The organism is Virgibacillus sp. FSP13, assembly GCF_054048505.1.
The window spans coordinates 63,346-89,297 of sequence record NZ_JBSVKG010000006.1 but is presented as its reverse complement, the minus strand read 5'-3'; the positions used below and the strand labels follow the sequence as shown (position 1 = coordinate 89,297).

General features: G+C 39.7%; 23 protein-coding genes and 1 riboswitch. Of the genes, 17 read left to right on the top strand and 6 right to left on the bottom strand.

Annotation, left to right across the window (positions count from 1 at the left end):
- The first annotated feature begins 8 nt into the window (after positions 1–8).
- The 9 genes from ACW2QC_RS07315 to ACW2QC_RS07275 all read left to right on the top strand — a co-directional run bounded on the left by ACW2QC_RS07315 (position 9) and on the right by ACW2QC_RS07275 (position 10,024).
- On the top strand, positions 9–2,414 hold the full coding sequence (locus tag ACW2QC_RS07315; RefSeq protein ID WP_457543323.1) for a hypothetical protein: 2,406 nt from the start codon (positions 9–11) through the stop codon (positions 2,412–2,414).
- Positions 2,389–2,610 carry a hypothetical protein gene (locus tag ACW2QC_RS07310; protein WP_457543322.1) on the top strand — a complete coding sequence of 74 codons (222 nt, stop codon included), beginning with the start codon at positions 2,389–2,391 and terminating at the stop codon, positions 2,608–2,610. Before ACW2QC_RS07315 ends, ACW2QC_RS07310 begins: the two co-directional genes overlap by 26 nt.
- Positions 2,611–2,658: 48 nt before the next feature.
- Positions 2,659–2,856, top strand: coding sequence for a hypothetical protein (locus ACW2QC_RS07305; protein ID WP_457543321.1), 198 nt, complete (start codon positions 2,659–2,661; stop codon positions 2,854–2,856).
- A 147-nt stretch (positions 2,857–3,003) separates the two neighbouring features.
- A riboswitch (FMN riboswitch) is annotated at positions 3,004–3,150 on the top strand.
- A 207-nt stretch (positions 3,151–3,357) separates the two neighbouring features.
- Positions 3,358–4,449, top strand: coding sequence for a bifunctional diaminohydroxyphosphoribosylaminopyrimidine deaminase/5-amino-6-(5-phosphoribosylamino)uracil reductase RibD (gene ribD / locus ACW2QC_RS07300; RefSeq protein WP_457543320.1), 1,092 nt, complete (start codon positions 3,358–3,360; stop codon positions 4,447–4,449).
- Positions 4,450–5,040: a riboflavin synthase gene (gene ribE, locus ACW2QC_RS07295; protein WP_457543319.1), complete on the top strand. Its 591-nt coding sequence runs from the start codon at positions 4,450–4,452 to the stop codon at positions 5,038–5,040.
- A 57-nt stretch (positions 5,041–5,097) separates the two neighbouring features.
- Positions 5,098–6,294 carry a bifunctional 3,4-dihydroxy-2-butanone-4-phosphate synthase/GTP cyclohydrolase II gene (locus ACW2QC_RS07290; RefSeq protein WP_457543318.1) on the top strand — a complete coding sequence of 399 codons (1,197 nt, stop codon included), beginning with the start codon at positions 5,098–5,100 and terminating at the stop codon, positions 6,292–6,294.
- A 961-nt stretch (positions 6,295–7,255) separates the two neighbouring features.
- Positions 7,256–7,723 carry a 6,7-dimethyl-8-ribityllumazine synthase gene (gene ribH / locus ACW2QC_RS07285; RefSeq protein ID WP_457543317.1) on the top strand — a complete coding sequence of 156 codons (468 nt, stop codon included), beginning with the start codon at positions 7,256–7,258 and terminating at the stop codon, positions 7,721–7,723.
- Positions 7,724–7,868: 145 nt separating this feature from the next.
- Positions 7,869–8,063, top strand: coding sequence for a hypothetical protein (locus ACW2QC_RS07280; RefSeq protein WP_457543316.1), 195 nt, complete (start codon positions 7,869–7,871; stop codon positions 8,061–8,063).
- An 80-nt stretch (positions 8,064–8,143) separates the two neighbouring features.
- Entirely contained in the window at positions 8,144–10,024 is a 1,881-nt protein-coding gene (locus tag ACW2QC_RS07275) for an ABC-F family ATP-binding cassette domain-containing protein (protein ID WP_457543315.1), read from the top strand.
- A gap of 84 nt (positions 10,025–10,108) precedes the next feature.
- On the opposite strand, the gene ACW2QC_RS07270 is transcribed toward ACW2QC_RS07275, so the two are convergent.
- Positions 10,109–11,824, bottom strand: coding sequence for a DNA-binding protein (locus tag ACW2QC_RS07270; protein WP_457543314.1), 1,716 nt, complete (start codon positions 11,822–11,824; stop codon positions 10,109–10,111).
- A 116-nt stretch (positions 11,825–11,940) separates the two neighbouring features.
- Between ACW2QC_RS07270 and ACW2QC_RS07265 the strand changes: the two genes are divergently transcribed.
- The 5 genes from ACW2QC_RS07265 to ACW2QC_RS07245 all read left to right on the top strand — a co-directional run bounded on the left by ACW2QC_RS07265 (position 11,941) and on the right by ACW2QC_RS07245 (position 16,274).
- Positions 11,941–12,993, top strand: coding sequence for a C45 family autoproteolytic acyltransferase/hydolase (locus ACW2QC_RS07265; RefSeq protein ID WP_457543313.1), 1,053 nt, complete (start codon positions 11,941–11,943; stop codon positions 12,991–12,993).
- Between the two features lie 33 nt (positions 12,994–13,026).
- Positions 13,027–13,971 (top strand): DMT family transporter, encoded by a 945-nt coding sequence (locus ACW2QC_RS07260; protein WP_457543312.1) that lies wholly within the window; start codon positions 13,027–13,029, stop codon positions 13,969–13,971.
- A gap of 91 nt (positions 13,972–14,062) precedes the next feature.
- Entirely contained in the window at positions 14,063–14,272 is a 210-nt protein-coding gene (locus tag ACW2QC_RS07255) for a hypothetical protein (RefSeq protein ID WP_457543311.1), read from the top strand.
- A gap of 442 nt (positions 14,273–14,714) precedes the next feature.
- Positions 14,715–15,380 (top strand): TerC family protein, encoded by a 666-nt coding sequence (locus ACW2QC_RS07250; RefSeq protein ID WP_457543423.1) that lies wholly within the window; start codon positions 14,715–14,717, stop codon positions 15,378–15,380.
- A 222-nt stretch (positions 15,381–15,602) separates the two neighbouring features.
- The gene (locus ACW2QC_RS07245) at positions 15,603–16,274 is read left to right on the top strand and encodes a hypothetical protein (RefSeq protein WP_457543310.1); all 672 of its coding nucleotides are present in this window, start codon (positions 15,603–15,605) and stop codon (positions 16,272–16,274) included.
- Positions 16,275–16,449: 175 nt separating this feature from the next.
- On the opposite strand, the gene ACW2QC_RS07240 is transcribed toward ACW2QC_RS07245, so the two are convergent.
- From ACW2QC_RS07240 to kynU, 5 genes are all read right to left on the bottom strand, one after another.
- On the bottom strand, positions 16,450–17,793 hold the full coding sequence (locus ACW2QC_RS07240; protein ID WP_457543309.1) for a sodium-dependent transporter: 1,344 nt from the start codon (positions 17,791–17,793) through the stop codon (positions 16,450–16,452).
- 84 nt (positions 17,794–17,877) lie between these two features.
- Positions 17,878–18,321: a hypothetical protein gene (locus tag ACW2QC_RS07235; protein ID WP_457543308.1), complete on the bottom strand. Its 444-nt coding sequence runs from the start codon at positions 18,319–18,321 to the stop codon at positions 17,878–17,880.
- A 43-nt stretch (positions 18,322–18,364) separates the two neighbouring features.
- Positions 18,365–19,207, bottom strand: a complete 843-nt coding sequence (gene kynA / locus ACW2QC_RS07230) for a tryptophan 2,3-dioxygenase (RefSeq protein ID WP_457543307.1) — start codon at positions 19,205–19,207, stop codon at positions 18,365–18,367.
- A gap of 26 nt (positions 19,208–19,233) precedes the next feature.
- Entirely contained in the window at positions 19,234–19,863 is a 630-nt protein-coding gene (kynB, locus tag ACW2QC_RS07225; protein ID WP_457543306.1) for an arylformamidase, read from the bottom strand.
- Positions 19,863–21,134 (bottom strand): kynureninase, encoded by a 1,272-nt coding sequence (gene kynU, locus ACW2QC_RS07220; RefSeq protein ID WP_457543305.1) that lies wholly within the window; start codon positions 21,132–21,134, stop codon positions 19,863–19,865. The genes kynB and kynU overlap by 1 nt, the downstream gene beginning before the upstream one ends.
- Positions 21,135–21,373: 239 nt before the next feature.
- Between kynU and ACW2QC_RS07215 the strand changes: the two genes are divergently transcribed.
- From ACW2QC_RS07215 to ACW2QC_RS07205, 3 genes are all read left to right on the top strand, one after another.
- Positions 21,374–22,954 carry a Na+/H+ antiporter NhaC family protein gene (locus tag ACW2QC_RS07215; protein WP_457543304.1) on the top strand — a complete coding sequence of 527 codons (1,581 nt, stop codon included), beginning with the start codon at positions 21,374–21,376 and terminating at the stop codon, positions 22,952–22,954.
- Between the two features lie 121 nt (positions 22,955–23,075).
- Positions 23,076–24,257: an aminotransferase class I/II-fold pyridoxal phosphate-dependent enzyme gene (locus ACW2QC_RS07210; protein WP_457543422.1), complete on the top strand. Its 1,182-nt coding sequence runs from the start codon at positions 23,076–23,078 to the stop codon at positions 24,255–24,257.
- Positions 24,254–25,927 carry a thiamine pyrophosphate-binding protein gene (locus ACW2QC_RS07205; RefSeq protein WP_457543303.1) on the top strand — a complete coding sequence of 558 codons (1,674 nt, stop codon included), beginning with the start codon at positions 24,254–24,256 and terminating at the stop codon, positions 25,925–25,927. The genes ACW2QC_RS07210 and ACW2QC_RS07205 overlap by 4 nt, the downstream gene beginning before the upstream one ends.
- The last annotated feature ends 25 nt before the right edge of the window (positions 25,928–25,952 follow it).

The following is a 25,952-nucleotide window of genomic DNA, read 5'->3' as shown; positions in this document are numbered from 1 at the left end:
GCAAAAAGTTGTCTAATATATTAAAGGTTGTTAGCCCAAAATACGTTTACATCAAGTTAAAACCAAATAATTCAATTCGGAATAATAATACACACTTAATTGCTAGAACGATAGCTTCATTGTATAAAAGCCTTTGGCATAGCGTGAGAAAAGAAGATGAAAAAACATATAAATTACTGGGGAAAGAACTTTTTATAGGTACAAAGTGGAGTTTTGAACGGCAGGGGAAAATCGCCTACTACATCTATATTGAAAAGGAGAAGGTTGAGTTTTATTTTATTATCCCTGAACAGCATTTAAGTATTATGAAGGAAAAATTAGGCGATGTTTGGGGGAATATTACGGTGGAGGAAGTAGCTGAAATACCTTCTTTCGATGAAAAATCAATAAAAAAACAACTAATCTATGAGAAAGAGGATCCACTGAGTTTGCGAATTGATAGACGGGATAACGACTTGCTGGAAAGCAATTTGAACGTGATCGATGTTTTAGAGGAAGGCGACAAAGCGGGAATCCTGTATAATTTCATACCGATGCCACAAGGGAGTTTTCGGCATAGTCATCGTTATACTATGGAAAAGGTTAAAAACAGCCAACCTGTAGATCGCGATAAAACGGGAACGGCATTTATATTCAAGTATGTTATTAGCTTGATAGATAGTTTGCTTCAAAGTGTGAGCGATGCCTTAGTAGGGGAAAAGAAAAACAACAAAGAAAGTGCCCTGGAAAGTATTGTAGATCGATTGAATGGTGGCCAAAAAGTGAGTGATCATACTGAAAACAAAGTTCATTCAACAATACTAAATACACAAATATTAGTTATGAGCGAAAGCAAAGAACGTATTAGAGAGAGAAATAATGCTAAAAGTTTAGTGCAAAGCTTTGATATGTTAAGTGACGATAATAGGCTTGTAAGCAAGAATTTTAAAGGAAAAATCAATATTCAATCAAAAAATATATCCGGTGCTGCGGTTAACAAAATGAGTGACAGTGAAGTGCAAAACTTCATATCCCTTGCAGGAAAAAGCATTCTTGAAAAGTACCCATTTGTTGATAAAGTCGAAACGCAAGAAACAACGGTTCCGGAAGATTTACGAAAGGGAACCATGCGAATAGGTGTTAATACCTTCAGAGGCATTAAACAGCCAGCATATTTAAGCGTAGATAAGGAATTCCGTTATTTATCACTTATTTTAATTGGACCAAACCGTTCTGGTAAATCAACTCTGATCGGAAATCTTTCATATGACAGCATACAAAATGATGAATGCACAATCATATTCGATTACATTGGAAACTGCGAATTGAGCGAGGAAGTTTCCGATCTTTACCCTGACGACAGGGTCCTGAACATTGAATGTGATGATTTCGAGAAACTGCAAGGACTTGGATATAACGAAGCTGGATTCGACCCGGATCCATTTAAACAATACGACAACGCTAAAAAGCAAACCACCCAACTAATGACGCTTATCAACTCCATTAATACTTCCGAAACTCACTTATCCCCAAAAATGGAACGTTACCTGGTTGCCGCATCGTTGGTCACTTTTATTAATAATGGCAGCATACGTGATGTATTCCAAGTCCTGCAAGATCATGAGACCAGGCACGCGTTTCTCGATGATATTCCAAAAGAACAAGTCGATAACCTAAAAGAATATATGCAGTCACTGGACGAATTAGACGACTACAACAAGGAAGGAATGATTGTAGGGACAAAATTAAGTTTGATCGTTGGTATCATCGATCGGTTGAATAAATTAAAAGCAAATACCTATATGGAGCTCATGCTCAAAAAGTCTACAGAGAATAATATTGATTTAGTTGAGGAAATGCAAATAAGTCAGTTGATTTGCATTAAAATGCCGGAGCATATGTTTACAACAGATAATGAAAAAGATGTCTATTCTACTTATTGGATCACTAAAATTTGGATGGCTTTGCAAATAAGAAAATCAATGTATAAGAGAGAAGAAATGAAAAAGGTAAATCTAGTTATTGATGAATTGTACCAGGTGCAAACAACTGAAAAATTTCTCACCACAAAATTAAGCCGTTTACCAAAGTTTAATATTAAACCAATCATTAGTTGCCATTATCTGAATCAGATCAAACATATACGCGAGGAATTGCGATCTGCCAGCGCATCTTACATGCTCATTAGCGGATGCGATAAACAAAATTATTCTGAACTAAAAGATGAATTATATCCATTCGATCTTGACGATCTGCTAAAACTTAAACGCTACCATTCTTTAAATTTGATAAAAAACAAAGAAGGGTATGGAAGATTCATAACAAGGCTGCCAAAGCCAATAACAAACGAAAGGATGGTTGAAGATGAAGGCAATAAAGGTGAAGACGAAAGGTATGAAGGGAACACAGATGAAGGATCTAGGGAGCAGGCTTAAACCATACATTCCTGACTTCGAAGATTATCATTGTGACGTGTGCGGAAAGTTATTTAAAGATGATGATGAAATCGTCATCACAGACGATGTTATATTGCATGAAGACGAATGCTTTATGGCATGGTGCTATTTAACATTTGGTGGAAACTATACCTACAAAGAGTATCGGGATGAAATATTGGAGCGTTTGGGCTGAATTCTTTAAGCAATAACGGCACATACTAAGAAAAAAGGATGTGTCAACATGCTATTAATTGTCGGGCTTATCTTAGGAGCAGTAATCGGATATAAAATAAATGGATTTGTTAAAAGAATGGATCGTAATGGTATTAAGTTTAAAATGTTTGGACTGAACATTGCCATAAATAAAACAGAAGAGGAATCTTTAATGATAGATACCAGTAAAGCAAAGAAACCTGTTAAGCTTCATATAAGAAGTTAAAATTTCATGTTGTTGACGAATTGTTGACGAAATCCGTCAACAACAACCAAAATTAATCACATTTAAACCAAAACCAAAAATATTTAACCCTAAAAACTTGCGATCTGACCGCATTTAAGTTTAAATAATTATATAAGTTCATATTACAATTTCCTTCGGGGTCGGGTGAAATTCCCAATCGGCGGTGATGAAGCGAGGGCTTCTCAGTCCGTGACCCGTGCGGTTTAATGCCAAACGGTGGATCTGGTGAAACTCCAGAGCCGACAGTTATAGTCTGGATGGGAGAAGGAATTTTTCAGGTAGCAAGTATGTTTCTGTGTGAAAATGATCAAAACAGATAGTTATTTGTGTATGCTTCTTTGCGTATATATGAAATCTATTTGTATACCATTTTTAGATGAAATGTTTTACATACGTGTTTTACTTATTGAAAATTCTGCCCTAACACCTCCGAAGTATTTCGGGGGTTTTTTTAATGCTAAAAAAAGAGGTGATGAGTCAATGGATGATGATTATATGCGATTTGCTTTGAGGTTGGCTAAGGAAGTGTTGGGTCAAACAAGTCCGAATCCACCAGTTGGTGCTGTAGTTGTAAATGAAGGTGAAATACTTGGTTTTGGCGCGCATTTGAAAGCGGGAGAGGCGCATGCCGAGGTACATGCTTTAGAGATGGCAGGTGATAAAGCGAATGGTGCAACAATTTACGTAACACTTGAACCATGCAGCCACTACGGGAAAACACCGCCATGTGTCGAACTTATTATTGAAAAAGGTATAAAGCGTGTAGTCATTGCGGTAACAGATCCAAACGAAAAAGTGGCTGGTAAGGGAATTGAAGAACTGCGAAAAGCTGGGATTGATGTAGAGGTCGGCATTTTACAGGCAGAAGCTGAACAAATAAATGCCGCGTTTTTCCACTTTATCAAAACCGGGGCACCATATGTAACGGTAAAATCGGCAGTCAGCCTTGATGGGAAAACGGCTACGGTTAATGGAGACAGCAAGTGGATTACAGGTGAACAGGCCCGGATGGATGTGCATCATTATCGACATACACATGATGCGATTCTAGTTGGGGTTAACACTGTTATTATGGATAATCCTAGCCTTACTACAAGACTTCCAAACGGCGGGAGGAACCCAGTGCGTATTATCTTAGATACCCACCTCAGAACACCAATAGATGCCAACGTTGTGACAGACAATCAAGCAGACACATGGATTTTTGTCGGAAAAAATACTAGTAATCAAACAATGACTCCATATCAAAGTAGGGACCGGGTCAAGGTCATTCAATTAGATGAAGAAGTAATTCCCATTGAAAAGGTGCTCAAAGTTTTAGGAAGCAAGGGGATCATGTCGGTGTTCGTGGAAGGAGGAGCTGAAATAAATGGAGCATTTTTAGAAGAAAGGCGTCTAAATCAAATGATTCTTTATCTTGCCCCCAAATTGATTGGCGGGAAAACAGCTCCAACAGCCTTTGCTGGACGTGGCTTCCAGTCCATTGCTGAGACATTATCACTTGCTATCAGTGATGTTGAGATGATTGGCGAAGATATCAAAATAGTAGCTGCACCAAGAAAGGATGAGTAGATGTTTACAGGGATTATTGAAGAAAAGGGCACGATACAAAATATGAATAGCGTTTCGGATCAATCCATCAAATTAACGGTTGAATCGAAAAAAATAATTGAAGATGTAAACGTTGGCGATAGTATTGCCGTAAACGGGATTTGTCTCACGGTAACAGATTATTCCAAAACATCCTTTCAAGTCGATGTTATGCCGGAAACGTTCAAATCTACTGCACTGAAGTTATTAGAAGTTGGATCACATGTGAATCTGGAACGATCGATGCCTGCTAGTGGTAGATTCGGCGGTCATTTTGTTTCCGGACATGTAGATGGGACAGGAGAAATCACCAGGAAGGAAAAACATGAAAATGCCGTTTATTATGACATCCGTATTCCAGAAGCGCATGCAGCATTAATTGTCCTAAAAGGTTCGATTGCAATAGATGGGATTAGTCTTACTGTTTTTGATGTAAAAGCAAGTTCACTAACCATTGCACTTATTCCACATACCGTTTCAGAAACGAATCTGGGCGAAAAAAACCAAGGTGACTTAGTTAATATCGAGTGTGACATGCTCGCAAAATATGTACAGAATTTGTTAACCAAATAGTCTTAAAAGAAGGCATTCCTAAACAGTAATAGACTTATATGAAAGGGAAGTGGGAATATGTTCCATACAATAGACGCTGCAATTGCAGATTTAAAACAGGGAAAACCAATTATCGTTGTTGATGATGAAAATAGAGAAAATGAAGGGGACCTAGTTGCATTATCAGAAAAAGCTACACCAGATGTGATAAATTTTATGATCACGCATGGAAAAGGGCTTGTCTGTACATCAATTGAGACTGATTTAGCCAGTCGACTTGAATTACCAGAGATGACTAGTCTTAGTACTGATCCATTCGGCACCGCTTTTACGGTGACGATTGATCATAACGACACGAGGACAGGGATTAGTGCTGCGGAACGATCCCAGACAATTCGTGCATTGGTTGATGCTAATGCAGGTGCAAATGACTTTAAGCGCCCAGGCCATGTTTTCCCATTGGTTGCAAAAGATGGAGGTGTACTCGTTCGGCAAGGTCATACCGAAGCATCTGTTGATCTAGCAAAATTGTGTGGGGCTTTTCCGTCAGGGGTGATTTGCGAGATTATCAAGGAAGATGGAACGATGGCTCGCGTGCCTGAATTAACCAAAATGGCAAAGGAGTTCGAGCTTAAGCTGATAACGATTGCTGATTTGATTGGTTACAGGAAAAAGCATGAAAAACATGTTAAACGTGAAGTGGAAACAGTTTTGCCGACAGATTTTGGTGACTTTAAAGTAGTTGGTTATACAAATGGTCTTGATGGGAAAGAACATATTGCCCTCGTAAAAGGGGAGATCAACTCAGATGAATCGATTTTAACTCGAGTACACTCAGAATGTTTGACTGGTGATGTATTTGGATCGCATCGCTGTGATTGTGGGCCACAATTACATGAAGCTCTTGCGGACATTGAAGCGGCTGGTAAAGGAGTTTTGCTTTATATGCGACAAGAAGGGCGCGGGATTGGACTACTTAACAAATTGCGAGCGTATAAACTACAAGATGCAGGTGTAGATACAGTAGAAGCGAATGAACAGCTGGGATTCGCCCCGGATTTACGTGAATATGATGTAAGTGCACAAATTTTATTAGATTTGGGCGTTACGAATGTCCAACTCTTAACGAACAACCCTGAAAAAGTAACGGAATTAGAAAAGCACGGAATTTGTGTTGAAAAACGTATCCCGATTCAAACAACTATTCGGAGAGAAAATGAGAAATACATGCATACGAAGTCAGATAAGTTAGGACATATTTTGGAATTTCATTAAAGGCCCCTATCGTAATGCTTGTTGCTATTTAAAATTTCGTAGTTGATATAAAAAGCGATGCTATTTTGCGACGTTTTCTTCCGGTCTAATAAGCTGAGTGCTTGTATTCCGCTCCGGCAGAATACTTCGCTTTCCGCGGACACGGCTTCAGCCTACTCGCGGAAAAAACACCGCTGCGGGGTCTTCAGACACGTGCTGTTCCCGCAGGACAAGAAAAGCTTCGGCAGCGTTACATCGCACGCAGAAAATGGATCTTTATTTTCAAGGAGTCTACGTATTCTGCCTACGCTGGTGGTAGTGTTCTAATTATTAGAAGGGGAAAACTAAGGAATCTACGTTACGCGGACTTTTACACCCTTGAACAGAAAGCTATTCAAAGCCGTGGAAAAATGCGAGACTTTTTTAAAATATAAACCAATTTGCTAGTACCGATGTAGTGCTGTTGAAGCGTTCTCGTCGCAGGACAAGGAAGACTTCGGAGCGATACAACTTCATGAGAAAAAGTGCTTTTCTTTTTCGGGGAGTCGACTGCCCGCAGTGGGAATCAACTGTCTTATTCTTATTTAAATACATTAATAAATAGTCGAAAAGGTAAAACAGCGGAGGAAATACGCTGAGACTCCTGGGGGAGGAAAGGCCTAGGTGAGACCCCGCAGTGCGTAAGGGGAACAAAGGCTAAGGTCGCCACGTCCTGTGGCAACGCCTTTGTGACCAACGTCGTGTTGGCTTGAGTAGGCTCAACAGCCGCCCCCGGAAAGCGAAGTGTATTTCCGTAGCGGTGGTTAGTGCGCGCATTTTATATCCATTGTGTAAAAAAGCAACAAATGTTTTCGATGGGGAGAGTAATCGTAGTCCCGATCTATTAGAAGACAGCATCATTAAAAGAAGGTTGTTCAAAAGTTACCAATTGATAAATGAAATGGTGGTTTATGAACACTAATAAATAAAAGGGGATGGAGAAATGGGAAAAACATTGGAAGGAAGTTTAGTCGGAACAGAATTAAAAATTGGTATTGTAGTTGCACGGTTTAACGAATTTATTACTAGCAAACTTTTAGAAGGCGCCATTAGTACATTAACAAGGCACGGGGTCAGTCCAGATAATGTGGATGTAGCATGGGTTCCGGGTGCATTTGAGATTCCATTGGCAGCAAAGAAAATGGCAGACAATCAGGAGTATGATGCAGTTATTACATTAGGCGCGGTTATCCGCGGTGCAACACCACACTTTGATTATGTATGTAACGAAGCGGCTAAAGGGGTTTCGCATGCATCCCTAATGACAGGAAAACCAGTAATATTTGGCGTTTTAACAACTGAAACAATTGAACAAGCAATTGAACGTGCGGGTACAAAGGCCGGGAACAAAGGTGCAGAGGCCGCAGTCGCAGCAATCGAAATGACTAATTTAGTAAAACAAATGGATTGATCAGGAGGAAAGAGAGCAGCTATTAAGGCTGTTCTCTTTGCTTTTATTGAACTCCTAAATCTTTTTCTTTTAAGAGGTTTTGAACACGCACTTTAATGGAAAAATTGAGGTTGATGGGCTAAACTAAAGATAGATAATGTAAAGGTTGGAGGAGTTTGCAATTAAATTTTTAGGCTATCAACTAACTGCAATTTCCATTATTTGGATTGGGATGGCATTCTTCTTTTCAAAGATGGACGATGTTAGTAAAATAATATTTTATGCTGTGACATCATGGCTGCTATTTTTGCTGGTTATTTTTGTTAAACAATTCACTAAAAAGCGGAAGATGAAGGAATAATCTCTCGCGTTCTCTTTTTCCACGCTTGAAAATCCATTATACTATACTTATTGAAGCTTTTCAGTGAGGAAGGAAAATAAATGCTTACAGTTGAAAATTTATATAAATCATTTGGCGAAAAAATATTGTTCAATCATGTTTCATGCTCTATTTCTCCGTATGACCGTGTAGGGTTGATCGGTGTTAACGGAACGGGCAAGTCGAGTTTCCTAAAAGCGATTGCTGGACTTGAACCTGCTGAAGAAGGCACAGTGAAACATGCAAAAGATTACAAAATAGAGTATTTGGCCCAGGAGCCTGAGCTTGATTCCGATTTGACGGTGATCGAACAAATTTATTATGGTGAAGCTCGTATGATGAAGGTTATCCGAGAATATGAACAGGCGCTTCAACAATTGCAGAAAGAACCAAGTAATGAGCAAGCCCAGGAACATGTCTTGAAAATGCAACAGCAGATGGATCAGTATGAGGCCTGGGAAGCAAATACAGTAGCGAAAACGATTTTAACGAAATTAGGGATTACTGATTTTGATAAAAATGTTACGGAACTTTCCGGTGGTCAGAAAAAACGCGTTGCCATTGCAAAGGCATTAATTCAACCGGCAGACTTATTGATTTTGGATGAACCGACAAACCATCTGGATAATGAAACGGTTGAGTGGCTGGAAAAGTATCTGACAACCTATAAAGGCGCGTTACTACTTGTTACCCATGATCGCTACTTTTTAAATCGGGTGACGAATCACATTTTTGAATTGGATAAAGGAAATCTTTATACGTATGAAGGCAATTACGAGTTATTTTTAGAGAAAAAAGCGGAACGGGAAGCATTGGAAGAAAGTCTTGAGCAAAAACATCAAAATACATTAAAACGAGAGCTTGCCTGGCTAAAAAGAGGAGCAAAAGCGAGATCTACCAAGCAAAAAGCACGAATTGACCGGGTTCAGGAAATGAAGGAAAAGAAATTTGACACAACCAAACAGGATGTATCCTTTCAAGTAGGATCAACCAGACTTGGCAAAAAGGTAATCGAAGCACAAAACATTACAAAATCGTTTGCGGGGAAAAAGTTACTCGATGATTTTAATTACTTGGTCGTTCCTGGTGATCGCCTAGGTATTATTGGTCCAAATGGTTCCGGAAAATCAACTTTATTAAATATCATGGCAGAACGAATCACTCCAGATGGCGGGTCCATTGAGATTGGTGAAACAGTTAATATCGGCTATTATACGCAAGGTGATGAGGAACTGGATGAAAGTATGCGAATCATCGACTATATTAAAGAAGTTGCTGAAGTAATCTACACTAAAGACGGTGAGACGATTACGGCAGAACAGATGCTTGAGCGATTTCTATTTTCCCGTAGTGAGCAATGGACGTATATTAGTAGACTTTCTGGTGGGGAGAAGCGACGTCTGTATTTGTTGAAAGTTTTAATGACGGAGCCGAATGTTTTGTTTTTAGACGAACCGACAAACGACTTAGACACGCAGACGTTAAGTGTGTTGGAAGAATATCTGGATCAATTTCCTGGCGTCGTTATAACCGTTTCCCATGATCGGTACTTCTTAGATAGGGTTATTGATCATTTACTAGTGTTTGCGGGTGATGGCAATGTGGAACGTTTTTATGGGAACTATAGTGAGTATTTAGAAAATGAAAGCAAGAAGAATGTACAGTCTGCCCCAGCATCTGTCAAAGAGAATGTCACGAAACCAGCGAAAAAGAAGAAGTTATCCTATCTGGAACAAAAAGAATGGGATCGGATAGAAGATGATATTACCGAATTGGAATTGAAGATAGAAGCACTTCAAGAGAGTGTTGCCAATGCTGGTAGTGACTTGGATAAAGTGCAAGAGTTTTATAAAGAGCAGCAACAGGTGGAGGAAGAACTAGAAGCGAAGATGGATCGCTGGACAGAGCTTTCTGTGTTAGTTGAGGAACAAGAAAATAATTAAGTAGAAAAAGGGCCTTGAACGATGTCATATCGTTCAAGGCTTTTTAATGTTAATTTGAATAGTGCATGACCATGAATCAGAAAACTACTCTGTCAATCCATCAATCTCAATCGTATCAACAATTCCTGTGCCATTGTCACGGATGTTTGCTTTCATCTTTACATTATCTCCTTCGCGTAGGAATAATGCTAGTGGAGCTTTTCCAACATTGATGGTATAAATGGTTTTGTCTCCTTTTAATAGGAATTGAACGACTTGACCGGATTTTTGGGTTGTAACTAAGGCACGATCAACTTCCCCTTTTACTTCTTCCAAAGCACTTTCTCCGGTTGCTTCTACATTACTTGGATCCTGTGCTAGTGCCAAGCGGTAGGATTCCAATGTTTCTCTTGCTGTGTCACCAAACACAACAAAATCAGAGTCAGCAGCTTTGATGTAGGCATATTTCTTAAATAAACCATTTGGATCTAAAACATTCACGACCCATGTGGGATTTCCGTCAATATTATAAAGAATTGGCATTGATCCTTTCCATTTTTTCTCTGGGTATTCTTTATTGACGATCTCCTTGGCCCCTTTACTATCCATGATTCCGCTGTTTTTCTTACTGTTGTAATAGGTTAATTCACCCGTTCTTGCATTAATTAAGGTGTAACCAAGCGCAGAATCAATGTTTTCTTTTGGTGATGCCATGTCGGTAAAGTAGTACATATCGCCATTTTCATCAAAAATCGGGGTAACACTACTTTCTGTACCAGAGTCATTTGGAATTTTTACATCCTCTTTGCCAAACAACGAGTTTAGCCAGCCATGTACATATTTACCAAAATAATTGTTCTCATCTGTTGCCATTTCGGAACTTAATGAACCGTCAATAAAGTCTGGCGCTTGATCGATTGTATATGAACTTGTTTCACTTGTTACAGGGTCAACGACGGCAACTCGCATCGTTTTCATATTCGGTTTGTTTGTTAGGCCAATTGGTTTATATAGCGTCTGGACATACCATGGCTTGCCATCTTCATCGACTTCGATCTGCGGTTCTCCGCTTTGAATATAAGTTGGATATTCGGAGTAAATCGTTCGTTCAATATTGTGATTAAAATAGCTTGAGTTTGTATACTTCATTTTACTGTCGATAAATTTCGGTTGTGCATTTGTATCGGTTGCCGAAATGGTGAAATACCCTGCTGTTTCTTTGCCGCGGAAATACTTCCAGAATCCAGTAAATTCAACAGGGGCAACGAAAACAACATCACCATCAATTTTCTGCACTTGCAATTTGCCTAAATCATAGAACTGTGTATCTGGGACGACACTCATTGATTTTTGTACTTTATTTCGGGCAAATTCTGGTGATACTGTAATCGGTGTATCGTCTTTATTTAATGGCTTAGCCTCGGCCACTTCTTGCTTATTAATTGATTCATAAGTATCGTCTAAGGTGAAAATTCCCAGTACAAAAACGGTTGGAATAGCCAAAATACCCAATAGAATGATAGCGCCTAATACTGCTTCATATGACCCAATTTTTTTCTTTTTCAGTTTTGTCGCGGTTATGCCATATAATAGGAAAATACCGATAATCGCAATAACGATGTTGGCAATTAGGATATTAGGTACAGTGATTGGTAATAAAATCATATAGTTTGCCAAACCGCCAATAATAAATAGGAAAATAAATATGAATAAAGCAGATGTCATCGTTCCTTTACGGTGACTGTTTTTAGCTATGATAATACCAGCTAAAACAAAATACATAATAAAAGATAGGATTGTTGTTGTTAAAATTCCTGCCATTCTCTCAACTCCTGTGATGTTTGATTCATTATGTAATACGTTTTGAAGCTTGATTGGTTTCACTTTTTGGTGATTTCTTATAGACTTGTACTAGTTAAAGAAAAGGGGTCGTTGTTTTGAAAAAGATTTACAGTGACATCATTCAATTTCGTGGTACACATCGTGATTTCGGATATAAACAAGGTATGTTATTAAAGGATTCATTAACAATAAAAAATCGGGAAAAACAGTGGAAGATCAGAAGACCACGTTTTACGATCGATGTAAATGAAACAAAAGAGAAAATCGAAGCCTTTGCTCCAGGTGTATGGGACGAGTTGCTCGGTTTACAGGATGCATTGGAATGGGAAATGGAGGACGTCCTGCAAGAGTTTGGGGGTTATCGGTTGGAATATGTTCGTAGTGGCTGTTCCATTTTTACAGGCTCGGATTATATGATTCGTAATTATGATTACCATCCTAAAACATATGAGGGGCGGTATACGATTTTTCAGCCGTCTGATCAGGGATACGCGATTATTGGACCATCTCAACGGATCACAGGTCGTATGGATGGTATGAACGAAAAAGGCTTTGTGATGGGATACAACTTTATGCATCGGAAAAAACCAGGGGAAGGATTTATTTGTAATATGATCGGTAGAATGGTTTTAGAGAGCTGTGCAACGGTTGATGAAGCAATTAAGATGCTAAAAGAGATTCCACATCGCCATTCGTTTAGTTATACGGTTCTTGATAAAAATGAAGAAACCTTTGTTGTGGAGGCAACGCCAAGAAGTGTTGAGGTCCGTCAATCAAACGTTTGTACAAATCATTTTGAGTTATTAAAAGATGAAAACCGTCATCATTTAACTGACTCTTATAAACGTATGGATGCAATGCAAGCACAAAAAGACAACATAATGGATGGCTATCAAGCTTTTCGAATGCTGAATGATACGGACAAAGGAGTCTTTTCCAAGCAATATAAAAATTGGTCTGGGACGATTCATACATCGGGGTATTTTCCAAAACAGCGAAAAGCGTGGTTTGCTTTAGGCGGTGATCGGAAGCCGATTGTGTTTGATTTTGCCAAGTGGCTGGAAGGAAATAAGGAAAAAACAACGCGTATTTTAGGTGAGGTTGATACTAATTTACCATTTGTCCATATGGATGAAAATGTGCGTTAAATGAAGTGGATTTGCGTGTAGGAGTTGAACATCATGAAAAAGTATTTAACACAAAAGTGGATTGTCATAAGTATTGCTGTTTTTTGCTCGATTCTATGGGGGAGTGCTTTTCCGGTTTTAAAAATAAGTTATGATGAATTACAAATGGCAGCAGATGATACCATTGCTAAAATAGTCTTTGCTGGTATACGCTTTTTATTGGCTGGATTAATCTTGTTAGTGGGAATGTTAATTGTTAAGCCAAAAGCTTTATTGGTAACGCGGAGACAAGCGATGTTCCTAGTTATTTTTGGGATTATCCAGACTTCCTTACAGTATTTCTTTTTTTACAATGGATTAGCAAATACGTCCGGTATGCAAGGGGCCGTTTTATCATCTAGTGGCACATTTTTCACAGTATTGCTTGCTCATTTTTTCTATGCAAATGATCGATTGAACTGGGCTAAAGCGATTGGCTTATTGGCTGGATTTACGGGGGTCATTGTTGCCAACTGGGGACAGGAAATGAAGCTAAGTTTCGAACTTACTGGGGAAGGATTTATGATTTTAGCAGCGCTTACTGGTGCAATTGGTACGATTATGGCCAAGGAAATGGCAGTAGGAATTCATCCGTTTGCCTTAACAGGGTGGCAGCTCACAATCGGCTCGATTCTCATGCTTACGGTTGGTGTTCCGCAAATGAAACCCGATGCCATTACATTTACACCACTTGGCTGGGGATTGCTAGGATATGCGGCAGTACTTTCGGCGGTAGCGTTTGCCTTGTGGTATTCGCTCCTAAAATATAACAAGGCTGGCGAAATTAGTATTTATAAATTTGTGACACCTGTATCGGGAGCAATACTGTCATCTATTTTTATTCCTGGTGAAAATTTAACTGTATTTATTATTGGTGCACTGGCATTGGTAGCAGTCGGTATTATTGCGGTGAATTATAAACATAGGAAACCGGGTAAGCAGGTAAAAATAGAAACGTAATTTGTCACATTTTGTTCGTATGATTGTGTTCTATACTATGGATGATGGAGGGGAGGTGAAATTAGATGCAAAATGAAGAAAAATAATCGGGATGCTTGAGGAAATTTTAAGTAAGCAGGACGAGCACGGTAAGAAATTAGATGAGCATTCGAAAATATTGGATGAGCATTCTAAAATACTAGAAGAACATACTCAGAAATTTAACGACCATGAGGCTAAATTTGACTACCATGGCCAAATGTTACGTGCGCTGTTGAGTGGTCAAGAATATTTGAAAGCAGAAATAGAGGGTATGCGGTAAGCTACATCCTCAAAGAAACATACCCATTCGCTTATTTTTATTAACCCCATAGAACACTACAAAATAGCTCCTCAATTATTCACCCTTCTGTATAAACACACGGCATACTTTACAATAAAGCTAAAAATAGTATAATAAAGTCGTTTCATGTAGTTTTAAAAAATATAAAATTATGGAATGTGAGTATATTAGTTAACTGTAATAGTCGCGTCCAGCTCCAGCGCCCAGCGACTAGTAGACTTCCTTCTCCTCCTTACGATAAGTCAACATCGAATCGCTTACGCTCTTCGTGTTTCCTTTATCTCATACGGATCAGTCCAGTCTATACGTCGCTACGACGCACAGGACGTGCTAGTACAGGCGTTGCGACAGGACGTCGCGCTCTTAGCCTGTAAGGACGCTTACGCTTTTGTTGTAGAAGGGTGGTAAAATTTTGCTTGGAATTGAATTAACATCTGAATCGATTATTGCACTACTGAAAATTATCGCAATTGATATCATCCTTTCTGGTGACAATGCGGTTGTTATTGCGATGGCTACTAGAAAGTTGCCTAAGCAACAGCAAAATAAAGCAATCTTTTTAGGTACTGGCGGTGCGGTGATATTACGTATTCTATTCGCAATTGTCATTGTCTATTTATTACAAATTCCGTTTGTTCATTTAATAGGTGGCATCTTATTGCTTTATATTGCTTATCATGTTCTTGTAGACGACGAAGAAGAAGCAAACATTCAATCGTCGAGTAACCTAGGAAAAGCTGTTATGACAATTATTATGGCGGATGCAGTAATGAGTCTTGATAACGTTGTAGCAGTTGCTGGGGCAGCTAAAGGTCACATTGGGATGATTGCTTTAGGTGTTGCGGTCAGTATCCCTATCATGATCTTTGGTGCGAAATTGATCGTAAAAGTATTGGAAAAGTATACATGGATTGCCTACATCGGTGCGGGAATACTGGCCTGGACAGCTGGTGAAATGATAACAGAGGATGAGTTTGTAACTGATACACTGCATTTTCACCATGGCCCATTCTCGTATACGGTGATCGCTATCCTTACTGTATTTATTTTACTTTTAGGTTATAGTAAAAATAAAACGAAAAAGTAATGAGCTCTTCTTTAATGAAGGGCTCTTTTTTTGCATTAGGCTATAATGGTTTACCCTAATAACTACTATCAAAGTTAGATAATTTTATTTTAACTGGTTATGCTAATATAAAAATGGTACAATAGCTTTTACTTTAGGATAAATTACATATAATAGGTTTAGCATGCTTAAGTGAAAGGGAAAATATTCTAAGCCATTATTTTAAAATAGGAGGTAACGCAGGTGAAGCTTTTTCAAGTAAGAAAGGGACAATTTGTTTTTTATAACAATGAACTTCATAAGGTGTATTCTGTTAAGCCGATGTTTAAGAAATCCGTGCACTTATATCGATTGAAGGATATGCAGCAAATACTTACCAAAGCAAGTGAAATCAATTTGTATCGTCCAAAACATATGGATTCATTTATTTTTTATGGGAAGCGATATACTATTGATAAGGATAAAGTCCCTGAACAGGGTGATTACATTTTAATTATTAAACCAGCACCAGACTTCCTTGATCATTATTCACTTAATGAAATTGAAAAAGTTGACAGTGTGGAAGATGGCAATGTGGTGACAACGAGGGATAATGGGGTTAAGCATAGCGAATATGTTGTAATGGTTCCAGGTCGCGCAGAAGAAAGTCAAGATATTGCCTACTTTGATAAAAACCTAGTTTCCGAATCGCAATTGACTGCAGATGAATCGCCTAAATACTTACAGGCATCAGAATCACAGTTGAAACCAGTTGTTGGAGATATTTATTTTGACGTAAAAAATGATATCAAGGCTATGATAGTTGCTATGACAGACGATGAGTTGGTTTTTGGACATGGTGTTCGGATTCATATTAGTGAATTACTCGATGAAAATAAATATACATTGATTTACCGTGTTGAAGAGGATTTGTAGACATACAGTTTTGATTTGAATAATCTACGGGAAAATCTCCAATAAAAAAAGATGCCAGTCCGGCATCTTTTTTTATTGGAGATCTACGTCGTATTTTATATCTATTGTGTCAAAAACAACAAATGATTTTGATGGGGCGAGTAATCGCAGTCCCAATCTTTTAAAAACAACTTTTTTATATAAATCCAAGTGATCCGATAAAAACGATAATGATGGTAACTGGGACGAGCCAGCGCATGATTTGAAACCAAAGTTGATAAATACCTGGTCCTAGATCTTTGCTATAGAAAAACTCCTGCTTAACGAGTGCTTTATCCATTCTATACGTAATAAATAGCGCAATTAACAAACAACCTAGTGGAAGTATGATGTTACTCACGAGATAGTCGGAGGCATCAAATACGGTTAACCCAAATAGGTGGAAATCTGCTAATGTGCTGGATGATAAACCGGCAGGGATTCCTGCAAGAAAGATGATGAACCCAGCAATCCAAGCAACTTTGACACGTGAGCGTTGCTTGTTTGCCGTGAATGCTGACGTAATGATTTCCAACATGCTAAAGGACGATGTCAGAACAGCAAATAAAAATAATAACAAAAACAAGCTTAGAAACAGCTCACCAAAGGGCATCTGTGCAAATGCTTCTGGCAAGACCACAAATAATAATCCGGGCCCTTGTGCCGGTTCAAGTCCAAATGAAAAAACAATCGGAAAAATGGCTAATCCCGCCAATAAAGAAACAAAAATATTCATGATCGAAACGGAGCCAGCAGACATTGGCAGGCTAACATCTTTGTTTAGATATGAGCTATATGTAACCATTACGGAGATACCAACAGCAAGTGAAAAGAAAGACTGTCCAAGTGCGTATAACACGCTATCCCCTGTTAATTTAGAAAAATCCGGTTGCAAGAAAAATGCTAGTCCTTCCGAAGCACCTTCAAATGTCACGGCACGGATTACTAATATGATAAAAAATACAAATAATAATGGCATTAATAGTTTACTCGCCTTTTCGATTCCATTTTTGATACCAAATGAAATGACAATAATATTAATGATCATAAATAATCCAAGTCCCAATATTGTTATGCCAGGATTACCAGTTATGGTCGCAAATAATTCCCCGTAATTTGCGGATTCCTTGATAATTAAACCGGGTATCGACATGGCACTGTAGATAAGCACCCATCCACCAACAACACTATAAAATGACATCAAGATAAAGGATCCAAATACACCTAGTTTACCTACAATCGACCAGCCACTATTTGGTGCGAGCGTTTTATAGGCGCTGACAGCTTCCTTTTGTGCACCTCTACCAATAATAAATTCTGCGATCAATAAAGGGAGACCAATAATAATTGTAAACCCAATAAATAATAGAAAAAATGCGCCACCACCATTCATGCCGGTCATATACGGAAATTTCCATATTGCACCAAGGCCAATTGCTGCACCGGCTGATGATAAAATAAAGCCAATTTTTGTTGACCATTGATCTGCTTTTTTCTGCATACTATGCCTCCCCTGTTTGCAATGATTTAACATTAAAAATACCACTATTTGCTGGGAAAGCGCAAGTAGAAATTGGAGATCAATTTATGCGCGCTCGGCGGGAAATCGCGCATATCCGCAGGGAGTCGCGCTTCTCAGCGGAAAAGATGCGACCCCCAGCCAGAAAGTCGCGCACCTCGGGCAGAAAGGGTGCACCTCGGGAAAGTCGCCGGATAAAAGTGAAAAGTCGCCGGAAAAAAGCGGAAAGTCGCCGGACGAAAGCAGGAAGTTGCCGGAAAAAAGCAGAAAGTCGCCGGACGAAAGCGAAAAGTCGCCGAAAAAAAGCGAAAAGTCGCCGGACGAAAGCAGGAAGTCGCCGGACGAAAGCGAAAAGTCGCCGGAAAAAAGTGAAAAGTCGCCGGACGAAAGCAGGAAGTCGCCGGACGAAAGCAGAAAATCGCCGAACGAACGAGAAAAGTCGCCGGACGAAAGCGGAAAGTCGCCGGACAACCGCAAAAAGTTGCCGAACACCCGAGAAGTATCCGTCAAAAAAGCTGCACCATAAAAATTGGGTGCAGCATAAAGGACAATATTACAATTTGGTTCGAATCTCCCATAACTCAGGAAAGAAATAATGATCCAAAACCTTTTTTAAATAGCCAACGCCAGATGATCCACCAGTACCTTTTTTATGCCCGATGATTCGCTCGACTGTTTTCATATGACGGAAGCGCCATTGTTGAAACCAGTCTTCAATGTCAACGAGCTTCTCTGCTAATTGATATAGATCCCAGTAAGAATCGACATCTTGATACACTCGGAGCCAAGCATTTTCGACAGAAGCATCCTTTTGATAGGTTTTGGAAAAATTGCGATTTAGTACAGTAGGATTGATTGAAAAACCATTACGGGATAGTGCTTGGATGGCGACATCATATAGTCCTGGCTTTTTATAAGCTTCTTCCAAGATGGCATGTACTTCTGGATTCTTCTTATAAATTTTCATAATGTAGGGTGTTTTATAACCGAGCACAAATTCAACTAAACGATATTGATAGGATTGGAAACCGGATGCATTTCCTAACGAATCTCGAAATTCCATATACTCTGCCGGGGTTAGAGTGGATAAAACATCCCAGGCTTGAATGATTTGCGTTTGAACTTTTGAGACACGGGAAAGCATTTTAAATGATGCCTGTAGATCATCCTGTTCAATCATTTGAATCGCGGCCTTTGTTTCATGAATGATTAGTTTTAGCCAAAGTTCGCTTACATGGTGAATAATAATAAACAGCATTTCATCATGATGATCGGATAATCGCTTTTGACTGGATAATAATGTATCAAGTTGTAAATAATCACCATATGTCATTTTTTCTTGAAAATCGGTATGAATGTTTTTCTCTGATTTAAAAGTATTAGTAGAATCTGCCATGCTATCTCCCCTTTTTAATGGTGTCTTTATTCAACGGGCTTGATGACTGCTCGGACCGGACTGCCATCAGCACCATGAATAGCGAGCGGCAGTGCGATTAGTTCATAAATTCCAGGAGTTACATGATCTAACATGATATTTTCTAAAATGTGAACTTCATTTTTATGTAATGCATGATGTGTATCCAATTCTTTACTGTCTGGTGCATCAACTGAAGGCATATCAACCCCGAGCAATTTCATCCCTTTTTTATGTAAAAAAGCTGCTATTGTCGGGTCTAGAACGGGCATGCTTTCCGGAAAATGGGTTGGGTTATTTGGCAAGTTTGTTTTTAATAAGACACGTGTTACCCCATCATCCCAATCGTAAGCCCGTAGCACTTCAGGGGTTATGGTATCGACATGACTCACATCAAGCACGATAGCTTTTCCGATATATAGGTTTACATCCAGTTGATCAACGGTCATGCCGTTATCGTCAAAGTGATAGGGTGCATCGATATGTGTACCTGTGTGAACACTTGTCGTGATTTGGCCGATATTTACGGATCCTGTTTCTGTTTTTGAGTAAGTTAAATCATAGGAGAAAGGGGTATCGCCAGGCCAATGGGCGATTTGGTTTGTTAATGGCTGTGAAATATCAATCCACTTTGTCATTATGCAATAACACCTCTTAAATTTTCATATTGTTTATAGTGCTCTTCCTTCATAATTGTTTGAAGTATCTGGACTGTTTTCCAAACTTCTCCAAATGTGTTGTACAATGCGACAGGTGCAAGGCGGATCCCGTTTGGCATACGGAAATCAGGAATAACGCCATCAGCTTTCAGTGCCTTGCAAATTCGGGCTGCTTCCTCGTGTTCAAGAAAGATATGACCACCACGTGTTACATCATCTTTTGGATTTGCGATGGTAAAGCCATACCCCGCTAATTCGCTTTCGATCAACTCCATGAAGTAGTTGGTTAAACGTAGTGACTTTTCCCGTATTCGCTTTATGCCTGCTTCCTGAAACAATTCCAATGCACCAAGTAATGGAGCAGTACTTAACAAGTGCGGTGTACCGATTTGATAGGCACCAGCATTTGCCGCAGCTGTTAACGTATGTTCCATGTCAAATTGCTTCTCTTTGTTTGAACTGAACCAGCCAGCGAGACCAGGGTCTTTTCCAAAGTGCTGTTTATTCACGTAAAGTCCAGCTACACTGCCAGGTCCGCCGTTTAAATGTTTATATGTACACCAAAAGGCAAAATCAACATCCCAGTCTGATAACTGGTGGGGTATCGAGCCGATCGAATGGCATAAATCAAAGCCAATCAAAATTTCTCGTTTGTGTGCTTCTTTTGTTATCGTTTTCATATCTAAAATTTGGCCACTGCGATAGAGCACACTAGGAAGCACAATCAGCACAACATCATCGGTCATGTTGGCAATAATATCGTCCGTACTCAGCGTATCGCCATCGTTGCTTTGTACCTGAATGAAGTGTTTGCTAGAATCATAGCCTTTTAACTGTAATTGACTTTTCAAAGCATAAATATCAGATGGGAAGTTAAGTTCATCCGCTAGAATTTTCGTCCGTCTTCCACTAGGTTGATAAAAACTAGCGACAAGTTGATGCAGGTTGGTTGTGGTAGAACCTGTTACAATGACTTCCTCGGGGTCCGCTCCAACAAGTGGTGCCATTTGTCCCCCTAGTTTTTCCGATAAATAGAACCACGGATGACTTCCCTCTGTCCATCCATCAATTGCATATTTTTTCCATGATTCCATTAACAATTCGACTGTCTGTTCAGCGCGTTTTGATAGAAGCCCTAATGAGTTCCCGTCAAAATAAATTGTATGATCGGAAACGTAAAACTCATTGCGAAAATCCTTTAATTCATCTTGCTGATCCAGATACTGTGAATAACTTTTTTCCGTATTCATTTTCTACACCTCATTTTTTATATAAATATTCCAACTAATTAAACTATAAAGTGCGATTCATCTTGTGTCAAAAGCACGTATCTTAAAAATGGTGAAAAAATACTCTGTATAAAAAGAGGATTCTGTAATTAAATATAGAATATCGTGAATAGTTTAAAATGTAAGCGTATTCATTAAGGGGGTGGTATGTTCGCTGGATCCCATTTTGGAGTGGGAATAAAAAATAGGGAGGTTGACCCATGGAGAATACGATTTGGTCGTTAGTTCCACCAATACTTGCGATTATCATGGTGCTGCTCACGAAGCGGGTGTTGTTATCACTTGGTGTCGGGATTGTTGCGTCAGCTTTTTTTATTGGCAGTTTTCATGTGGGGGAATCACTTGGGCTGGTGTGGGAAGCGTTTAAAGGTGTATTTGTCGACGGGGGAGCAGTGAATACGTGGAATGTTTATATTCTGTTATTTGTATTGATGCTCGGTGTTTTAACCGCTTTTGTAAGTATAATGGGTGGAACGAAGGCATTTGGTGACTGGATGATCCGCCGTGTTAAAACAAGGGCCGGGGCGCAAATCATGACCATGGTTCTTGGGGTAATTGTTTTCGTCGATGATTATTTCAATAGTTTAACAGTTGGGCAGGTGGCAAGACCGGTTACAGATAAACACCGTGTTTCACGAGCGAAATTGGCTTACATTGTTGACTCCACCTCTGCACCGGTTTGCGTGATTGCACCTGTGTCAAGTTGGGGTGCTTATATTATTGGGATACTTGGAACCGTCTTGGCGGCACAAAGTGTGACAGGACATACGGCATTTGGTGCATTTTTGCAAATTATTCCGATGAATTTTTATGTCTGGTCAGCATTAGGGGTTGTTCTGATAATCGCCATCCGTCAAGTAGATTTTGGACCAATGAAGATTCATGAAGAAAGAGCAATTCAAACGGGGGAAGTGCTGGATCCGGCGAATAAAGAGGCGGTGGACACAGAGTCGAACCTACCAACAAGTGATTCGGGGAAAATTAGAGATCTCGTTGTACCGATCGTAGTTCTATTTGTCGCAACCCTTGTGGCTATCTATTTAAATGGGTTTGGTGCTGTAGAAGGTGACAAAACACTGATTAACATTTTTGGCAGTGCTGACGTCTCAGTGGCATTGCTTTATGGTGGCTTAATCGGGCTTGCTGTTACATTCACCTTGTTTTTAGCTCATATTTTTAATGGAAAATTAACACCAAAGCATTTTGGAATTGGGTTGTTTGAAGGCATAAAGTCGATGCTCCCTGGCTTTACCATTTTAATTTTTGCGTGGGCAATTGTCTTTTTAATTGGTGAACTCGGAACAGGTGAATATTTGGCAGGTGTTGTGGATAATGCCAATATTAGCTTGGTGTTCTTACCATTCATCATGTTTATTATCGCTGGTTTTATTGCTTTTTCAACGGGTACTTCATGGGGATCATTTGGAATTTTATTGCCAATTGCCGGTGAGATTGCTGCTGTAGCAGACGTATCACTTATCTTGCCGATGCTAGCTTCGGTACTGGCTGGTGCGGTATTTGGGGATCATTGTTCGCCAATTTCAGATACGACTATTCTCTCATCAGCGGGCTCTAGCTGTCATCATATTGATCACGTAACAACCCAGATTCCATATGCGTTAGTAGCCGCTGGAATCGCAGGTGTAGGGTATATTGTTTTAGGTGTATTTGGGAATGTTTGGCTTGGACTGTTAGCTGTTATCATTGGGTTAGTCTTGTTTTTCCTATTTGCTAAAAGGCTGGATAATGTGGAAGCAGTGGATGACACAATTGCACAATAGGCGTTTAGTACTATTTATTTTCTGTTAATTATCAACTATTGCAAATTTTAAAAAGTTGATTTACACTAGTAACAGAATTATATGAAATGCTGTTTCGATTAATGAAATAGGGGGATGGATGATGTCTTTTGTTTCTGACAAGGTGAAAGATTTACCGCCATATTTATTTGCTGAATTTCAGAAGAGGAAAACGGAGCTTTTGGCAAAAGGGGTAGATGTGATTGATTTAGGAATTGGAGCACCAGACTTACCAACGCCTGAGTTTGTAATTGAGAAACTTGCTAAAGAAGCGAAAGATCCAGCTAACCATCGCTACTCGCCGTATAGTGGTAGCGCAGAATTTAAAGAGGCTGTGGCGGAATTTTATCAAAGCCACTATGGGGTTGATTTAGATCCTGACACGGAAATATTAGCATTGATTGGTTCAAAAGAGGGAATTGCAAACCTCATTCAAGCCGTTATTAATCCTGGCGATGCTGTATTGGTTCCAGATCCTGGTTATCCGGTTTATCGTACTGGCGTTCACTTAGCTGGTGGAGAAAGCGTCCGGTTGCCGCTTGATACTGAAAATGGATATGTGCCTCTATTTGATCACTTATCTGCTGCTGATAAAAAGCGGGCAAAGTTAATGCTGTTAAACTATCCAAGTAATCCAACAGCAGCAACCGTTCATTTAGATACCTTTCTGGAAGCGATTACATTTTCTCGGGAAAATAATGTGTTGCTCGCACATGATGCGGCCTATGATCTGGTCACATTTGGTGGGTATAAAGCTCCAAGTGTGATGCAAGTGCCAAATGCCAAGGAGTGGGCTGTTGAGTTTGGTTCGTTGTCAAAAAGTTTTAGTATGACCGGATGGCGGATTGGTTATATTGTCGGAAATAAAACGATTATTCAGGCGTTAGCAACCTTGAAAAGTAATCTTGACACATCTCAGTTCCTCCCGATTCAAAAGGCTGCTGCAACTGCATTGAGAAGTGATTTATCAGCAGTTGCAGCAAATAATAAAACATATGAACTACGCATGGAAAAGTTATATTTTGCATTAAAAAAAGCTGGGATACATGCTGAAAAGCCTAAAGGGTCCATTTTCCTTTGGGCGCATGTACCGGATGGATTTACCTCTGCTGGCTTTGCAAACAAAATGCTTGATGAAGCGGGCGTGATTATGACACCTGGTACAGCCTTTGGCCCGTCTGGGGAAGGCTTTATCCGGATCGCTTTATCGGTGACAACAGAACGTTTGGAGGAAGTAGTGAGAAGAATTGAAGCGCTGGATTTACAGGGGGTGACCGAACAATGAACACAGGATTAAGTCCACAAAGGGTCAAAAAGCTAACAGGTGCTCAGGCCATTGTGGAATGTATGAAGATCGAAGGCATTACCAACGTTTTTTGTGTTCCAGGGGAAAGTTATTTACCTGTTTTAGATGCGTTGTATGATGAGGCATCTATTCATGTGATTTCTACAAGGCATGAAAGTGGTGCAGCATTTATGGCAGAAGGCTATGCAAAATCTGCTTTAAAACCTGGTGTGGTACTAGCGACAAGGGGAGTTGGAGCTGCAAATCTTTCAATAGGTGTTCATACCGCCTATCAAGATTCAACTCCAATGGTTGTATTCCTTGGGCAGGTACATAGCAAGTTTAGAGGGAGAGAAGGATTTCAAGAGGTTGATTTAGATCGTTATTTCCAACCTATTGCCAAATGGGCGGTTGAGGTAAAAGACCCTGAACGCATGCCAGAGATCGTACAACGTGCTTTCCGCACGGCTCAAACTGGAAGGCCTGGACCTGTCGTTGTTTCATTACCCGAAGATGTTTTGCCAACAGTTGTCGATGTGACGTTTAGGCCGGGAATAGTGAAGCCAAAACCAGCACCCGCAGATGTTGAAATTGACAGAATGGAGAAGCTTTTACAGGATGTACGTCACCCATTAATTATTGCAGGCGGTGGTGTTAAAAGCTCAGAAGCCGAAGATAGGTTGTTGGCATTTGCTGAGAAATACCAAATACCAGTTGCAGCAGCATTTCGCAGGCATGATGTTTTCCCGAATGATCATCCTTTATATGTTGGGCATCTCGGACTTGGAACGAATAAAAAAGTTTTACAAACTGTTGCGGAGGCCGATGTGATTTTGGCGCTTGGTACACGGCTATCAGAAGTTACAACCCAGGATTATCAAATTTTGCCTAGTAACAAAAAGCTAATTCATATCGATATTGATGATGCCACTATTGGGAAAGTGTATGCACCGGATCTTGGGATTGTTGCCGACCTTCAGGAAGCACTAAAACGTATGGTGTCTATGCAGGTAAGCCCGTCTTGGGAAATTTGGGCCGGGGAACGGCGTAATGCTTATGAATCGATTAGCCAGTTAACGGCAACTGACAAGGATGTGATAAATAAGCAAATTATTGCATTGCTCAAAGACAAATTGCCGGAACATTCACTTCTCACCAATGATGCTGGCAATTTTGCCGGATGGCTTCATGCGTTTTATCCATTTACGGAAAAGCATACGTATGTCGGTCCAACATCAGGAGCGATGGGATATGGAATGCCAGCTGCACTTGGCGCAAAACTTGCTTTTCCAAATAAACAGGTTGTCTCTTTGTCGGGTGATGGCGGCTTCATGATGACTGTTCAGGAATTGGAAACAGCGGTCCGATATAACATTCCGGTCATAAGTCTCGTGTTTAATAATAATATGTATGGAACGATCCGCATGCATCAGGAAATGCATTATCCGGAAAAAGTGATGGCAACTGATTTAGGTCACGTATCATTTGCCGACTTGGCCAAAAGTGTTGGTGCTGAAGGGATTACAACGAACACACTGAATGATTTTTCAGAAGCCCTGGACCATGCACTACAAAATAATAAGCCAACTGTGATAGAGATTATCACCGGTAAAGAACAAATTTCCGTATCATCAACAATCAAGGAAATACGTGATCAATCAAAAAAATAGCGGACTAAAATTTTTAATAGAATAA

What these genes read in the sequence shown, in the direction of transcription:
- ACW2QC_RS07310 (WP_457543322.1), top strand. Translation starts at nt 2,389, where the DNA reads ATGAAGGATCTAGGGAGCAGGCTTAAACCATACATTCCTGACTTCGAA.
- ACW2QC_RS07305 (WP_457543321.1), top strand. Translation starts at nt 2,659, where the DNA reads ATGCTATTAATTGTCGGGCTTATCTTAGGAGCAGTAATCGGATATAAA.
- ribD (WP_457543320.1), top strand. Translation starts at nt 3,358, where the DNA reads ATGGATGATGATTATATGCGATTTGCTTTGAGGTTGGCTAAGGAAGTG.
- ribE (WP_457543319.1), top strand. Translation starts at nt 4,450, where the DNA reads ATGTTTACAGGGATTATTGAAGAAAAGGGCACGATACAAAATATGAAT.
- ACW2QC_RS07290 (WP_457543318.1), top strand. Translation starts at nt 5,098, where the DNA reads ATGTTCCATACAATAGACGCTGCAATTGCAGATTTAAAACAGGGAAAA.
- ribH (WP_457543317.1), top strand. Translation starts at nt 7,256, where the DNA reads ATGGGAAAAACATTGGAAGGAAGTTTAGTCGGAACAGAATTAAAAATT.
- ACW2QC_RS07275 (WP_457543315.1), top strand. Translation starts at nt 8,144, where the DNA reads ATGCTTACAGTTGAAAATTTATATAAATCATTTGGCGAAAAAATATTG.
- ACW2QC_RS07270 (WP_457543314.1), bottom strand. Translation starts at nt 11,824, where the DNA reads ATGGCAGGAATTTTAACAACAACAATCCTATCTTTTATTATGTATTTT.
- ACW2QC_RS07260 (WP_457543312.1), top strand. Translation starts at nt 13,027, where the DNA reads ATGAAAAAGTATTTAACACAAAAGTGGATTGTCATAAGTATTGCTGTT.
- ACW2QC_RS07255 (WP_457543311.1), top strand. Translation starts at nt 14,063, where the DNA reads ATGCTTGAGGAAATTTTAAGTAAGCAGGACGAGCACGGTAAGAAATTA.
- ACW2QC_RS07240 (WP_457543309.1), bottom strand. Translation starts at nt 17,793, where the DNA reads ATGCAGAAAAAAGCAGATCAATGGTCAACAAAAATTGGCTTTATTTTA.
- kynA (WP_457543307.1), bottom strand. Translation starts at nt 19,207, where the DNA reads ATGGCAGATTCTACTAATACTTTTAAATCAGAGAAAAACATTCATACC.
- kynB (WP_457543306.1), bottom strand. Translation starts at nt 19,863, where the DNA reads ATGACAAAGTGGATTGATATTTCACAGCCATTAACAAACCAAATCGCC.
- kynU (WP_457543305.1), bottom strand. Translation starts at nt 21,134, where the DNA reads ATGAATACGGAAAAAAGTTATTCACAGTATCTGGATCAGCAAGATGAA.
- ACW2QC_RS07215 (WP_457543304.1), top strand. Translation starts at nt 21,374, where the DNA reads ATGGAGAATACGATTTGGTCGTTAGTTCCACCAATACTTGCGATTATC.
- ACW2QC_RS07210 (WP_457543422.1), top strand. Translation starts at nt 23,076, where the DNA reads ATGTCTTTTGTTTCTGACAAGGTGAAAGATTTACCGCCATATTTATTT.
- ACW2QC_RS07205 (WP_457543303.1), top strand. Translation starts at nt 24,254, where the DNA reads ATGAACACAGGATTAAGTCCACAAAGGGTCAAAAAGCTAACAGGTGCT.